The sequence below is a fragment of the Clostridium sp. C8 genome, assembly GCF_001010885.1.
GTDB lineage: Bacteria > Bacillota > Clostridia > Clostridiales > Clostridiaceae > Clostridium > Clostridium sartagoforme.
Genome location: NZ_LBMX01000099.1, coordinates 1 through 15,468, shown reverse-complemented (window position 1 = coordinate 15,468; position 15,468 = coordinate 1). Strand labels below are relative to the sequence as shown.

10 protein-coding genes are annotated in these 15,468 nt (G+C 28.6%); 7 read left to right on the top strand and 3 right to left on the bottom strand.

Translation table 11 applies throughout. From position 1 onward, the window contains the following. Positions 1 to 684 precede the first annotated feature (684 nt). Together AAT22_RS15935 and AAT22_RS15930 are read left to right on the top strand one after the other, a co-directional pair. A complete protein-coding gene (locus tag AAT22_RS15935; RefSeq protein WP_016205583.1) occupies positions 685 to 2,280 on the top strand; it encodes a peptide chain release factor 3 in 1,596 nt (531 codons plus the stop codon). A 116-nt stretch (positions 2,281 to 2,396) separates the two neighbouring features. After that, complete coding sequence (locus tag AAT22_RS15930) at positions 2,397 to 3,725, top strand: IS3 family transposase (RefSeq protein WP_047001967.1); 1,329 nt, start codon at positions 2,397 to 2,399, stop codon at positions 3,723 to 3,725. 81 nt (positions 3,726 to 3,806) lie between these two features. Here AAT22_RS15930 and AAT22_RS15925 read toward each other — a convergent pair whose 3' ends face one another. Beyond that, positions 3,807 to 4,853, bottom strand: coding sequence for an acyltransferase family protein (locus AAT22_RS15925; protein WP_047001966.1), 1,047 nt, complete (start codon positions 4,851 to 4,853; stop codon positions 3,807 to 3,809). A 161-nt stretch (positions 4,854 to 5,014) separates the two neighbouring features. Here AAT22_RS15925 and AAT22_RS15920 point away from each other — a divergent pair, with 161 nt between their 5' ends. Both AAT22_RS15920 and AAT22_RS15915 read left to right on the top strand, forming a co-directional pair. Further along, positions 5,015 to 7,966: a cell wall-binding repeat-containing protein gene (locus tag AAT22_RS15920; RefSeq protein ID WP_047001965.1), complete on the top strand. Its 2,952-nt coding sequence runs from the start codon at positions 5,015 to 5,017 to the stop codon at positions 7,964 to 7,966. A gap of 163 nt (positions 7,967 to 8,129) precedes the next feature. Further along, a complete protein-coding gene (locus AAT22_RS15915) occupies positions 8,130 to 9,314 on the top strand; it encodes a DegT/DnrJ/EryC1/StrS aminotransferase family protein (RefSeq protein ID WP_047001981.1) in 1,185 nt (394 codons plus the stop codon). Positions 9,315 to 9,363: 49 nt separating this feature from the next. Here AAT22_RS15915 and AAT22_RS15910 read toward each other — a convergent pair whose 3' ends face one another. After that, positions 9,364 to 10,281, bottom strand: coding sequence for an O-antigen ligase family protein (locus AAT22_RS15910; protein ID WP_172655028.1), 918 nt, complete (start codon positions 10,279 to 10,281; stop codon positions 9,364 to 9,366). A gap of 482 nt (positions 10,282 to 10,763) precedes the next feature. On the opposite strand from AAT22_RS15910, the gene AAT22_RS15905 reads away from it, so the two are divergent. Continuing rightward, on the top strand, positions 10,764 to 11,942 hold the full coding sequence (locus AAT22_RS15905; RefSeq protein WP_047001963.1) for a DegT/DnrJ/EryC1/StrS family aminotransferase: 1,179 nt from the start codon (positions 10,764 to 10,766) through the stop codon (positions 11,940 to 11,942). 341 nt (positions 11,943 to 12,283) lie between these two features. Further along, entirely contained in the window at positions 12,284 to 13,600 is a 1,317-nt protein-coding gene (locus AAT22_RS15900; RefSeq protein WP_047001962.1) for a nucleotide sugar dehydrogenase, read from the top strand. Positions 13,601 to 13,738: 138 nt separating this feature from the next. Here the strand turns inward: AAT22_RS15900 and AAT22_RS15895 are convergent, their stop codons facing one another. Next, complete coding sequence (locus tag AAT22_RS15895) at positions 13,739 to 14,581, bottom strand: Cof-type HAD-IIB family hydrolase (protein WP_047001961.1); 843 nt, start codon at positions 14,579 to 14,581, stop codon at positions 13,739 to 13,741. Between the two features lie 248 nt (positions 14,582 to 14,829). On the opposite strand from AAT22_RS15895, the gene AAT22_RS15890 reads away from it, so the two are divergent. Further along, a complete protein-coding gene (locus AAT22_RS15890) occupies positions 14,830 to 15,384 on the top strand; it encodes a sigma-70 family RNA polymerase sigma factor (protein WP_047001960.1) in 555 nt (184 codons plus the stop codon). The last annotated feature ends 84 nt before the right edge of the window (positions 15,385 to 15,468 follow it).

Here is a 15,468-nt window from a genome sequence, read left to right as displayed (position 1 = left end):
CCTATAAAATGAGAATTTGTTGCAAATTGAGAATATAAAGGCTACGATAAATAGATATGTTTCATAAGCCAAATAGCTACGCAAAGAAGTACTAGGCTCGGGAGAACTACTATGCCAAGAGTTTTGGTTAAACTCGCTGCGCTCAGACAAACCAACAACACTAAGGCATAGTAGGTCTTCCTTCACCAAGTACTTCTAGTTTCTCGCTATATGCTTATTTCACCGTCTATTTATCTTAGCCAACTTATATTTAGAATTTAAATTAATAATGAATTAAGTTATTGGTAAAAAATAATTGGTGAGGGAAATTAAAAACTTAGTTAAGTGTAGCAGACTATAATTGAGCTTGTCCTTGTTCTCTGTTACTTTATTCCAAAAACTGCAAACTGTGAATTGTGCACTGTGAACTAAATAAATTGCTTCGCAATTTATGCAAAAATTTTCATTTTAAATTATTAAACTTTAGGGTATAATGAATAACTAGAGAAATAGAGATAAGGCACAATCAAATAAATAATAGACCAGTATGCTAGCCTATTTTGCGTAATACTGCGTCAGTAAATTTTTAGATAACTACCAGTATCTGCAAATTTACTTCCTTGTCTTACACAAAATATTCGTCGCATCTTTGGTTTATTATTTATTTTCATGTGCCTAAAACTTAATTTTAAGGAGGAAGCTACTTTGGCAGATTACATAAATGAAATAGAAAAAAGAAGAACCTTTGCTATTATATCCCATCCAGATGCAGGTAAAACAACATTAACAGAAAAGTTCTTACTATATGGAGGAGCAATAAGACTTGCAGGTTCAGTTAAAGCAAGAAAGGCTTCTACACATGCAGTATCAGACTGGATGGAAATAGAAAAGCAAAGAGGTATTTCAGTTACTTCCTCAGTAATGCAATTTAATTATAGAGGACATTGTATAAACATATTAGATACACCAGGACACCAAGACTTCTCAGAAGATACATATAGAACTCTTATGGCAGCAGATAGTGCTGTAATGGTAGTAGATGGAGCAAAGGGTATAGAAGATCAAACAAGAAAGCTATTCCATGTTGCATCTCTTAGAGAAATGCCTATATTTACATTTATAAATAAGATGGATAGAGAATCAAAAGATCCATTTGGATTATTAGAAGAAATAGAAAATGAACTTGGAATAAAAACATATCCAATGAACTGGCCAATAGGTTCTGGTAAAGAATTTAAAGGTGTTTATGAAAGAGATAACAATAGAATTATAGCCTTTTCAGCAGGAAATCATGGTCAAAGTGCAGTAGAGGCAGTTGAAGGCTCAGTAGATGACCCAAGATTTAGAGAAATACTAGGGGAAGCTCTTCACGATAAGTTAATGGAAGATATAGAACTTTTAGATATAGCTGGAGATGATTTAGATATAGAAAAAGTAAAATCAGGAGAATTAACACCAGTATTCTTTGGATCAGCTTTAACAAACTTTGGTGTTGAACCATTCTTAGAGCACTTTTTAGAAATGACTTCTGCACCATTACCAAGAAACTCAAGCATAGGAGAAATAGATCCATTTGATAAAAACTTCTCTGCTTTTGTATTCAAAATTCAAGCAAATATGAATAAGGCTCACAGAGACAGAATTGCATTCATGAGAATTTGCTCAGGTAAATTTGAAAAAGGTGAAGATGTTTATCATATGCAAGGTGGTAAGAAGATTAAACTTGCACAACCACAACAATTTATGGCTCAAGATAGAGAAATAGTTGAAGAAGCATATGCAGGAGATATAATTGGAGTATTTGATCCAGGTATATTCTCAATAGGAGACACTTTATGTGCCCCATCAAAGAAATTTAAATTTGAAGGTATTCCAACCTTTGCACCAGAACATTTTGCAAGAGTAAGACCAGTAGATACAATGAAAAGAAAGCAATTCGTAAAAGGTGTTACACAAATAGCTCAAGAAGGGGCAATCCAAGTATTTAGAGAACTATTTATAGGAATGGAAGAAATAATAGTTGGAGTTGTAGGTGTACTTCAATTTGAAGTTTTAGAATACAGATTAAAAAATGAATACAACGTTGATATTAAGATGGATAGACTTTCATTTAGATATGTAAGATGGATAGAAAATAAAGATATTGATATGGATAAGTTAAATTTAACTTCAGATACTAAAAAAGTTAAAGACTTTAAAGATAGAAATATCCTTATATTCCAAAATGACTGGGGTATTAGCTGGGCATTAGATCATAACAAAGGATTAATATTGTCTGGTGTTGGTAAAAGTGAAGAATAACAGGATAAAAGGGAGACTAAGTTTAAACTGATACCTATAGACTAGACACTTAAATAAAAGGGTTTATGTCTATAGGTATTTTTTATATAATTAAATAAATAGATGGAGGTTGCTAAATGGGTAGATTTTTATTAACGAGAGAAGATATAGAAAAATTAGAGAAGAATAAATATGTAGCTAAAGCAAGTGAAACAACAATAACTTATACATTTGAGTTCAAAAGATTATTTATAGATGAATATATTGCTGGAAAACCAGCACGAAAAATTTTTGTTGAAAATGGATTTGATATAGATATGATTGGAATTAAAAGAGTTGAAGAATCAGCTGCTAGATGGAAGAGAGCCTATGATAAAGGTGGTATTCTAGCTTTAGATAAATCCACAAGAACTCCACGTTACCGCAATGTTAATCGCAAATTAACAAAAGAAGAAATTATAGAAAGACAAGAAGCTAAGATCAAGCTACTTGAAGCACAGGTAGAACTATTAAAAAAATTAGACGAGAAAGAAAGGTTGCTGATAAAGAAAAATAAAGAATTGAATACTAGCACTAAATTTGAATTAATAAAATCTACAATTGAAATGAATAATTTTAAAAGGTTAACAGGATACTTTTGTAAGATTTTAGATGTTTCACGCTCGGGATATTACAATTATATAAATTCAGCAGATATACGAAAGCAACGTGATAATCAAGACTTATTTGCTAAAAATCTAATTTTAAAGGCTTTTAACCGACGTGGATACAAGAAAGGTTCTAGGTCTATTAAAATGATCTTAGAAAATGAATGTAATGTAATTTATAGCTTAAAAAAGATACAACGAATAATGAAAAAATATGAAATTATATGCCCACATAGAAAATCTAATCCTTATAAAAAAATAGCAAAAGCAACTAGAGAACATAGAACTGTTCCGAATCTCTTAGAAAGAAATTTCAAGCAAGGAACTCCTGGTTTAGTTTTATTAACTGATATTACATATTTGCCATACGGCGAAAACGATATGGCTTATTTGTCAACCATTCTAGATGCTGCAACAGGTGAAATCTTAACTCATCATATGTCTAAACGAATTACTCTAGATATAGCGACAGAAACAATACGAAAACTAAAAAAACAGAAGAGAGTAAAGTTAGCTGCAAATGTATTTATCCATTCTGACCAAGGCTCACATTATACAAGTCCTATATTTCAAGCCTTACTGAAGAAAAATGACTTGGGTCAATCCATGTCTCGCCGTGGGAACTGTTGGGACAACGCCCCGCAGGAATCTTTCTTTGGTCATTTGAAAGACTCTGTTAAATCTAAGAAGTGTAATTCATATGAAGAACTTAAAAGTAAAATTAATAAATATATAATTTATTATAATAACTACAGGTATAAATGGGATCAAAAAAAGATGACCCCTGTTCAATACAGAAATCATCTTCTTTGTGCATAACCCTTTTTTTATAATGTCCTTGACATAGGTATCGGATTAATTAAGTCTCCCTTTTTTATTCAGGATAAATTTTAAAAGTATTCATATAATGAATTTATTTAATATAGGTATTTTTTTTATTAAATAAGATAAAAACATACTACATATAAAAATTCCGAAAGAAATAATGGGAACAAGAATAATAGGTGCTTTAGTATTTAATGATAGAAATCCAATTTTAATAAAATACTTGATAAATAGATCATGAATTAAATATGCACCAAAAGAGCAAGAAGATAATACTGATATAAACATAATATTTCTATTAGAAAATGTAATATTATCAAAGTAATTCTTTAAGAACAGAAATACAGCTATACTATACATCATTAAATTTATACTAAATATACCTTGCCATGAATCAGTAGGTGTCGAATTTTTAATTGATAAATATTGAGTTATAATTACAGTAAATATTGCACCGGATGAACCAAGAAAATAAATCAATATTCTTATTGATTTTTTCAATTCATAATTAGTTAAATAAAATCCTAATAAATAATATACAACATATGCTTTTGGTATAAATATATACATTTTATTAATATTCTCTAAAATAAAATTAAATGGAAAGTAATCGGACAAGGTTGGAATAATAACAGAAATTATAATACCAATTAATAAAAAATATTCAATTTGTCTTTTAGTAGAATTAGAAGTTAATATTCTCAAAATTGGAGTTACAATATATAGTCCTATTATCATGTATAAGAACCATAAGTGATAATTAGTATTTCCTTTTAATATAGATATAATAATATATTTTATTGATTCAATATTTAGTGGAGTTCTAATTAAATAGATTGAACTCCAAAATAAAAGAGCAATAATAATTCTTGGTAAATATTTAGTATAAATATTTTTTAGAGTAATGCTCTTATTTGGATTTAAGAAAAACATACCACTTAACATAATAAAAATTTGTACACAACACCTAGCAAGTGAATTGTATATATTAATTACACTCCAATTTAATGAATTAACATCAATTATAGTCCATATAACACCAGAAACATGTAGTATAACTACAAGGAATATAGATATAACTCTTAATATATCAGCTGAAACTATTCTTCTATTTATAGACAATTCTATCACCTCAGATTAATGGTATTTTAATAAGAAAATACTGTCAAGCATTTAATAAGGATTAAATAAATTTTTATATCAATAACAATTCAGAATTATCCTATATTGGTTGAAAAAATCATATAAAGTTGTTATTCTATATTGGAAGGGGAGGTGAGTATGTGTCATTAAAGAAAATAAAAAAGATAGTGGCGCAATTATTATTAGTAGCATTTATAGTACCAAATGTAAGTGTAAAAGCAGTAACAAATAAGATAGATAATACAAGTAATTTAGTTATTGAAGAAACTAATAATAAACAAGAAGATTTGGTTATAGAAGAAACTAATAAGAATGAAGAATTAGAAAATAAAGAGGATAGTGGACAAGTTCATGAAAGTATAGAAAAGGTGGAACAATATAATAATGATTCTACAAAAGATTCTTCAAACTCTTTAGAAAGCGAGTTACAATTTAAAGACAAAAATGTAACAAAGCAAGAAGAACAAAAGGAAAATACTGAAGTTTTAATTACTGATAGTAATTCAATTAATTCTCTTAAAGGTACTAAATATCAAAAGAAGAAAGCTTTAAATACTAAAGTAAGAAGCTTTTCAATAACATCACAAGAAGAATTAGAGAGAGAAGAATTTAAATTAAAGCAAGAAGCTTTACAAAACTTAGAAGTTTTAGAACCAATGACAGATAAAAATTATGAGTTAACTATTGCCAATTCTGATGGAAGTTATGAGTTTGTTGAAGCTTATGATGATTTAGATGAAGCTGTTAAAGCAGCTAAAATTCTTGATCCATCTACAAAAGAAACTCAAGATCCAGCAGTAATAAATTATGTTGGACAAGTTGTTTATGCAACAAATCAAATGGCAAGAATAATAAAATATAGTAATAATTCTATTATTAGTGGAACTGTAGATCTATATAAAGAACCTCAATTGACTGATGCATTTACATATGTTAATCCAGGATATATGGATGATGCACCAATATTGGATATAAGTGGTACATCAGCAAAGGTTATGATAAGTGGATATGAAGGATGGGTAAATAATAACAAAGCTTCAGGCACGTATGATATGGTTGTAGTACCTTTAAGCCAAGCCAAAAATCCAAGTTACTATACAGTTAAAAATGGAGAATTAGTTCATTTTATCAGTTATGATTTGGCTGGAGTTACAGGATATAACTTAATTCTAGGAAAAGCCCCCTTTTTCTTAAAAGAAGGTGTTAGATATTTAAGCTATGATGGAAATTACTTTTATCAATATAATCATAACAACGCAACAGATATAGCTAATAAATTAGATATATTAATAAAAGATTATAAATCAGGAGTAAGGTCTAACTCTGTTAATAGTGGAAGCCCATATTATATTTATTATTTAAATTTACCTTTCAGGAGTAAGACTGTTTATTCAGCAAGTGATTTAAATAATTATATAAATGCAGTTATGGATGGAAAAATTGACAATAGAGAAAGAAAAGAATCTAAGCTTAAAAATTTAGGACAAGTATTTAAGGATGCAGAAAACACTTATGGAGTAAATGCACTATTAGCATTAGGTGTTTCAATAAATGAGTCAGCTTACGGAATGTCAACAATTGCTCAAACTAAAAATAATCTTTTTGGATTAAAAGCATATGATTCAGCTCCAGGAGAATCAGCTGACATTTTTGCAACTCCAAAAGATTCAGTAATAGACTTTACAAAGAATTATATTTCAAGAGGATATGCAGATCCTGCGGACTGGAGATATTTTGGCGGTTTCTTAGGAAATAAAAATAGAGGGACAAATGTTAAATATGCGTCAGATCCTTTCTGGGGAGAGAAAGCAACCAAATATGCTTATGAAATAGATAAGTATCTTTCAGGTGGAAATAGTAATTTGAAAGATACAAATTCTAAGCAAATTGGTGTTGCAACCTCTAATAATTCAGTTATAAATAGGAGTGGAACTTTATTATATAATGTAACTAATGATACTAATCAATATGGAGGGTATATAAACACACCATTCATAATATCGGATTTACAAAAAGTAACTATAAATGGTAAAAGTTATTATGAAATATATCCAGAAAGAAATACTCCAGTAGGGAAAGGTGGTACTGATAATAAGTATCATGGAAACTATAACTGGAATGATAGAGGATATATCTTAGCAAGTAATGTGAGTATGACAAATGAATACTTACCACCTATTGAAGTTAAATCTGGAATAAACAGATATGCAACAGCTGTAGAGTTAAGTAAGAGTTCATTTAATTCAGCAGAAACAGTTGTTATTTCAAATGGTTATGCTATACCGGATGGATTAGCAGCTACTCCAATTGCTTCGTATTATAAGGGTCCTTTATTATTAGTTGAAACTAGTTCAATTCCATCAGAAACTCAAAATGAAATAAAGAGACTTGGTGCTAAAAATGTAATAATAGTAGGCGGACTTACAGTTGTAACACAAGCAGTTGAGAATCAATTGCGAAATATAGGAATTACCAAAATAACAAGATTAGGTGGGATAAATAGATACGAGACAGCTCTTCAAGTTGCTAAATATATTGATCAAAATCTTTATGATGTAGAGAATTTAGTTATAGCAAATGGATATGGAGAAGCAGATTCAATGTCAATAGCACCAGTATCAGGTAGAGATAAAATGCCTATAATATTAGTAGAATCCAATAGTATCCCAAGCAACGTGAATAGCTGGCTAAAGTCAGAAGACTTAAATACTGCATATTTAATAGGTGGAGAAAGTGTATTAAGTAACAATATATTAAATCAAATAAATTCAATGACTAGACAAGATATTTCTAGTAATAGATTAGGTGGAGCGAATAGATATGATACAAATGCTAAAGTAATAGAGAGGTTTTTTGGCAACATAATCGATAAGGCTTATATTACAGAAGGCCTAGAATTAGCAGATGCCTTAACTTCAGGACCGGTAGCGGCTATTAACAATTCACCAGTCATAATATCAGAAGCTCAATTAACATATGCACAAAAGTCATTATTAAAGAGTAAGACAAGTAATTCTATTGTGCAAGTAGGTGGAGTAGTATCAAGGACAGTTATAGAAGACCTAAGGGGGCTTTTGAGTAGAACACAGTAATATTATGTAAGATAGATAATATATAAAAAGGTAAAGTGCATTTATATAGAGTATGTACTTTACCTTTTTGTTTATTATTATCTATCTTGCACTTTAATATGTATAAATATATAATTGTACTTATACTTATAAAATCATGAAAGGGTTGAAAATAATGGATAATATAAAAAAAATACCATTTTCTCCTCCAGATATAACTGAAGCAGAAATTAATGCAGTAGTAGAAGTTTTAAGATCAGGATGGATAACATCAGGACCAACACTTGCTAAATTTGAGGAAGAATTAGCACAATATTGTGAAGCAAATAAAGCTGTAGCATTAAATAGTGCAACAGCAGCAATGGAACTTATACTAAAAGTTTTTGACATTAAAGAAGGAGATGAAATAATAACTACTCCTTATACATACACAGCAACAGCTAGTGTAGCAGTTCATAGAGGTATAAAGCCCATTTTTTGTGATGTAGCTAAAGACTCATTTTTTATAGATTATGACAAAATTGGTGATTTAATAACAGAAAAAACCAAGGTAATTATGCCTGTAGATTTTGCTGGAATACCTTGTGATTATGATAGAATTAAAGAAGTTTTAAAAGAAAAAAATAGAGAAGATATAATTATAATAGTAGATTCAGCTCATGCCTTTGGAGCAAAATATAAAGGAGAAAGAGTTGGGGCACAATGTGATTTTCATACCTTCTCATTCCATGCAGTTAAGAATTTTACAACAGCAGAAGGTGGAGCAATAACATATAATGATAATAATTTTAAAGGAAGAGAAAATTTATTCCAAGACTTTAAATTCACTTCATTACATGGACAATCAAAAGATGCGTTATCAAAGATGAAAGCTGGAGCTTGGGAATATGATATAACTACAGATGGCTTTAAATGTAATATGACTGATATAAATGCTGCTATAGGTAGAGTTCAGTTAACAAGATATGAAGATATGTTAAAGTACAGAAAAGAAATATTTAATGTATATACAAGAATTTTAGAAAAAGAAGACTTTTGCATAATACCAGTTACCGAATACGGTGAAGGTACAGAAAGTTCATATCATTTATACCCATTAAGAATCAAAGGCTTTAATGAAGAAAAAAGAAATTTACTTATTCAAAGATTAGCTGAAAAGGGAATTTCAACAAATGTTCATTTTAAGCCACTACCAATGTTTACTCTTTATAAAAATTTAGGATATAAAATAGAAGATTATCCTAATGCATATGCACAATATGTAAATGAAATTAGTCTTCCTGTTTATAGTACATTAGAGTTAGATGATGTAGAATATATTGCGATGGAATTAATAAAAGAAGTAAATAAAATTAATCAAGAAAAATAAAGAAAGTTGTATCAGGTTGAATATTATCACAATCTGATACAACTTTTTATTATTTTTTATTATATAGTAGTGAAATAAAGTGTCCTGCATAAAACCAGTAAATTAATGAAATAAAACTTATTATATATACTAAATTACTTTCCATCAAATTAACAACAGGGATAGAAAGTAATAGCCCAAGTAATATAGTATAAGAAAGTTTGTCGGAACCGCTAAATTTTGATATTTTATAAACTCCATAAATAAGACAGGATAATATAAATAATAGTATCATTAATGTAGCTAAAAAACCGTTAACTGTCGTTATTTCCATATATATATTATGTATTCCACCCTTGGTAACACCTATTAAATCAGCAGGTTGATTTTGAATGAGGGTTGGAATGGTATTAGATGTACCTATACCGCTAAAAAAGGCAAATTTTATTATTCTTATGGCAGCAATCCATATATACTCTCTTCCTGTAAAAATATAGTGTAGTGTCTTAGCATCTAATTTGAAAATAAAAAATATAGAAATTATAGGAATGATCAACATTAAACCCTTAAGAAAATTATTTTTTATATATATAAATACAAAAGTAAAAATAATAGATAATAAAACTAAGTAACCGCTTCTTCCACCAGACAAAAATAAAGTAATTAATTGTATTATGGAATTGAAGATTAGAAATAATTTTATTCTTATTGATTTACATTTAAAAACAAGATATAGAGTGATTATTAATGAGATTGCAGAGGCAATTCCAAGAGCGTTTTCATTTTTGAATAGCCCAGTAAAAACAAGTAATTCCTCAACACCATCTGCATTAATAATAGTCTTTTGTATTTGATATCCAACAATGATTAATAATAATGATATTGATGATGTAATAGAAGTAAAGATAGCATAGAAATAAGAATACCAATCTAGTTCTTTTAATAGTATTTTCTCGTGTTTAAAGTTATCTATTGAGAAAAGAACCATTAATATTAATACATTCAATATCCAGACTTTATAATTTTCGTTTGTGGGATATTTATAGACTGTAAAAAAAAGAGTTATTGCTAAAAAAATATATAAAAAAATGTTAAATATAAAAATCCTTCTTTTTTTAGTAATTATTTCAATAAGGCTTATTAAGAATAAAATGAGAGCCCAAACCATACATATTTTATTTAATATTTTAAATATAGAAAAGTCAAAAAGTATGGTTACAAAAGATAAACTAACAAATAAGTAAAGTAACTTTAAGTAGAAACTGTTTGAAATTAAATTGTAAAATTTAATTAAATATCCTTTCAATTTAATACATCTCCTTTGGATAAATTTATAACACAATAATTTTAATTTTAACATTTAATTTATAAATAGTCTAAGAATTTATATTAAAAACATTGTATAACATAATAAATGTGGTAAAATATTATTATTAGTTTTTGTTATCATATATAAAGGAGCGTATAACAATGAATATACCTTTAATAGACTTACAAGCGCAATACAATTCATTAGCAGAGAAATTAGACAAAGCAGCTTTAGGTGTGTTGTCCTCAGCTAATTATATAATGGGAAAAACAGTAATAGACTTTGAAAAAGATTTTGCAAACTTTATAGGAGTTAAACATGCAATATCAGTTGGAAATGGGACAGATGCTTTAGTAATATCTCTTAAAGCAATGGGAATAGGAGAAGGAGATGAAGTAATAACAACTCCATTCACTTTTTTTGCAACAGCAGAAACTATTTCAGCAGTAGGAGCAACTCCGGTTTTTGTAGATGTAAATAAAGAAACTTTCAATATAGATGTAACAAAAATAGAAGAAAAAATAACATCAAAAACAAAAGCCATAATGCCTGTACATATATTTGGTCAAAGTGCAGATATGGATGAAATAAATGAAATTGCTAAAAAGCATAATTTATATGTTATAGAAGATGCTTGCCAAGCCGTAGGAGGGAAATATAAAGGAAGAAAAATAGGAACATTAGGAGATGTTGCTTGTTTTTCATTTTTCCCAACAAAGAATTTAGGATGTGCTGGTGACGGTGGAATAATAGTTACAGATAATGATGAAATAGCTACTATAATAAGAGCGTTAAGAACTCATGGTAGTGGAGAAAATGGTCAAAAAGCATATAATCTTTTAAATAATATAGAAGAAGAAGTAAAAACTGCTGAAGGAGCAAATGACACTGTTTATAATCCTCTTAAGTACTACAACTATTTAATAGGATATAATTCTAGGTTAGATGCAATTCAAGCAGCTATTTTAAGTGTTAAATTAAAAGAAATAGATAGTTGGAATTCAAAGAGAAGAGAAATAGTTGAGGTTTATAATAAAGCTTTACAAAATAGTGATTTAGTAACACCAATAGCAAAAGATTGTAATGAACATGTATATCACATGTATATATTACAAAGTGAAAATAGAGAAGAGGTATTAGCTAAGCTAAAAGAAGCAGGAATTGCCACAGGAGTTTACTATCCAGTACCATTACATCTTCAAAAGGTTTATAAAAACTTAGGATATAAAGAAGGAGATATGCCAGTATCAGAATATTTATCACATAGAACCTTTGCTATACCTGTATATCCAGAATTAACTAAAGAACAAGTTGATTATATAATACAAAACTTAAAATAAGAAATTGCTATGCAATTTTTATAGTTCACAGTTCACGATTCACAGTTCACAGTTATGGATAAAACTACTACGTAGTTTTTAAAATTATGAATTCGTCGCGGAATTAAAACTTTGAACTAAATAAAACTGTGAACTGAATAAAACTGTGAATTGTGCACTGAGCACTGTGAACTGAATAAAGCTGTGAACTGTGAACTGTGAACTGAATAAAGCTGTGAACTGAATAAAACTGTGAATTGTGCACTGTGCACTGTGAACTAAATAAAACTGTGAATTTTGCACTGTGCACTGTGAACTAAATAAAACTGTGCACTGTGAACTGAATAAAGGGAGGAATATTAATGTCAGTTTTAAAGGATGAATTATTACAAAAAATAAATAATAAAACTGCAAAAGTTGGTGTAGTAGGATTAGGTTATGTTGGATTACCTTTGGCAGTTGAAAAAGCAAATGCAGGATATCAAACAATTGGTTTTGATGTTCAAGATCAAAAGGTAGAAATGGTTAATAATGGCCAAAACTACATTGGAGATGTTGTAGATGCAGAATTAAAAGAATTAACAGAAAAGGGTCTTTTAAAGGCAACTACAGATTTTAGTTTTATAAAAGATGTAGATACAGTATGTATTTGCGTACCAACTCCACTTGATTTATATAAGCAGCCAGATTTATCATACGTTGTAAATTCAACAAGGGATGTTGCAAAGTATTTACATAAGGGTATGATAGTAATATTAGAAAGTACTACTTATCCAGGAACAACTGAAGAAGTACTTAAACCAATATTAGAAGAAAGTGGATTAAAATGTGGAGAAGATTTCTTCTTAGCCTTTTCTCCAGAAAGAGTAGATCCAGGTAATAAGAGCTACAACACTAAAAATACTCCAAAGGTAGTTGGTGGATGTACTGAAGAATGTACAGAAATAGCAGCTGCTTTATATGAAAATGTATTAGAAGGAGATATCCATAAAGTTTCTTCACCAGCAGTAGCTGAAATGGAAAAGATTTTAGAAAATACATTTAGAAATATAAATATAGGTTTAGCAAATGAAATGGCTATTCTTTGTAATAGAATGGGAATAGATGTATGGGAAGTTATAGATGCTGCTAAAACTAAGCCATATGGATTCATGCCATTTTATCCAGGTCCAGGACTTGGTGGACACTGTATTCCATTAGATCCTTTCTACTTAGAGTGGAAGGCGAAAGAGTATGACTATCATACTAAACTTATAGAAACATCAGGAATCATAAATGATTCTATGCCTGATTTTGTCTTAGAAAATATTATGAAGATATTAAATAAACAAAAGAAAGCTTTAAATGGATCAAAAGTATTAGTTATGGGCTTAGCATATAAGAACGATATTGATGACTATAGAGAATCACCATCATTTAAAGTTATAGAATTATTGGAAAAGAATGGTGCGGAAGTTATAGTTAACGATCCTTTCTGTGATACAGCAAAATATAAAGGTAAAACTTATTATTCAGTAGATTGGAAAGAAGTTATCGACGAATCTGATATGGTAGTTATAACAACAGGCCATAGCGTTTATGATTATGAAGAAATAGTAGATAGAGCTAAAGTTGTTTACGATACAAGAAATGCAACAAAAGAAGTTATTAATAATAGAGAAAAAATTTATAAATTATAATAAAAATTAAAAGTTATTATAATTTAAAGAACTATAGCAAATTTAGAGTATATTTTTATTTGCTATAGTTTTTTTTATGTAATAATAGATTTATCGTAGCCTTTATATTCGCATTTTAAATCAACTGTGCACTGCTAACTAATTAAGCACAAAGTGCTCTACTGCCTTAGCTACCCCATCATTATCATTAGTATCAGTAATGTAGTCAGCAATATCTTTTGTAATTTGAAGAGCATTGCCCATAGCAACTCCAATACCTGCAAATTTAAGCATTGAAATATCATTTTCAGAATCACCTATACACATAACTTCTTCTGCATTTACATTAAGAATATCAGCTAAATGTGCAACGGCATTTCCTTTGGATGTAGTTCCAATCATAATTTCAATATTATCAGTACCAGAACTAACAACATGAAGTTTATCCCCAAATATTTCTTTAAGCTCATCTTTAGCAGCCCATAGGTTATCTAAATTTTCTCTCTCAATTACAATACCCTTAAGGATTTTCCCATCAAAACTTTCTATAGCAGATATAAAATCACTATTTACAATAAATTTAACTTTCTTATCATCAGGAAGATGCTTATTCATAATAGTATAAGCATGATCATCAGGAACTTCATCTTCCCTCATAAGAGTATCCCAACTATTAAAGTTGATTTTTAAATTATGCTTTTTAATAATTTTATATATTTCAATAGCAATTTCTCTAGGTATAGCATTTTCTAAAACAGGAATATCCTCATAATTAGTTTTTATATAAGCTCCATTAGAAGTTATAACAGGAGTATTTTCAATTCCGATTAAATTAGAATAATATCTTGCAGATCCAAAAAGTCTGCCAGTAGTAATTGCAATATTAACGCCAAGCTTTTTTGCTTGTCTTAATGTTTCCTTGTTTCTTTCACTAATTTCATGGTTACTATTTAATAAAGTACCATCCATATCAATACAAATTAATTTAATTTTTTGATTCATAAATAATTTCCTCCAAAAGCCAATTAACAATTACGTATCAATAAGTTACAAATATTTAACTATTGATTATTAGTTGCTAATTGTTAACTGTGAATTATTAATTGTTATATATAGTATAATACATAAAGCTTAAAAATAAAAATTTCAAGGTTAAAAACTTTCATGTCAAAACTTGCGATAATAAATTATAGCAAATAGAACATATGTTTGCTATAATTAAAATACAAAGTTTTTGGAGGGGATAATTTATGATAAATTTAATATTAAAAGCTAAACAAGGTGATAAAGAAGCGATGGAGAAAATACTAAAAGAATTTGAACCATTAGTTTATAAAACATCAATTAGTTACTATATATATGGATATGAATCAGAAGATATAAGGCAAATAGCAAGACTTACAATAATAAAAGCAATAGATAAGTTTAATGTTGATTTAAGCAATTCTTTTCCATCTTATGTGCAAAAGAGTATTAAAAATCAAATGAATAAAGAAATAGAAAAAGCAAGCAAAAGATATTATGAAAATAAGTTAAACAATTCAATAGCAAACTCAATACAAATAAAAGAAATTATAGATGAAGATGTAAATATATCAGAAGACTATATTAAAAAAGAACTAAATAACAACTTATTCAAAGCTATAGAACAACTTAATTCAGAAGAAAAAGCTTTACTTAACTCAATTTATGTGGAGGGAAATACCTTAAAAGCTTATGCAGAAAATTTAAAGCTTGAATATTATAAGGTAAGATATATGAGAGACAAAGTTATTGGAAAAATTAAAGCAGCAATTAATGATTAATGATTAATTTAGCTCACAGCTTATTTAGTTCACAGTGCACAATTGGTTTGGCTAGGGAACAGGGGACAGGGAACAGGGGACAGG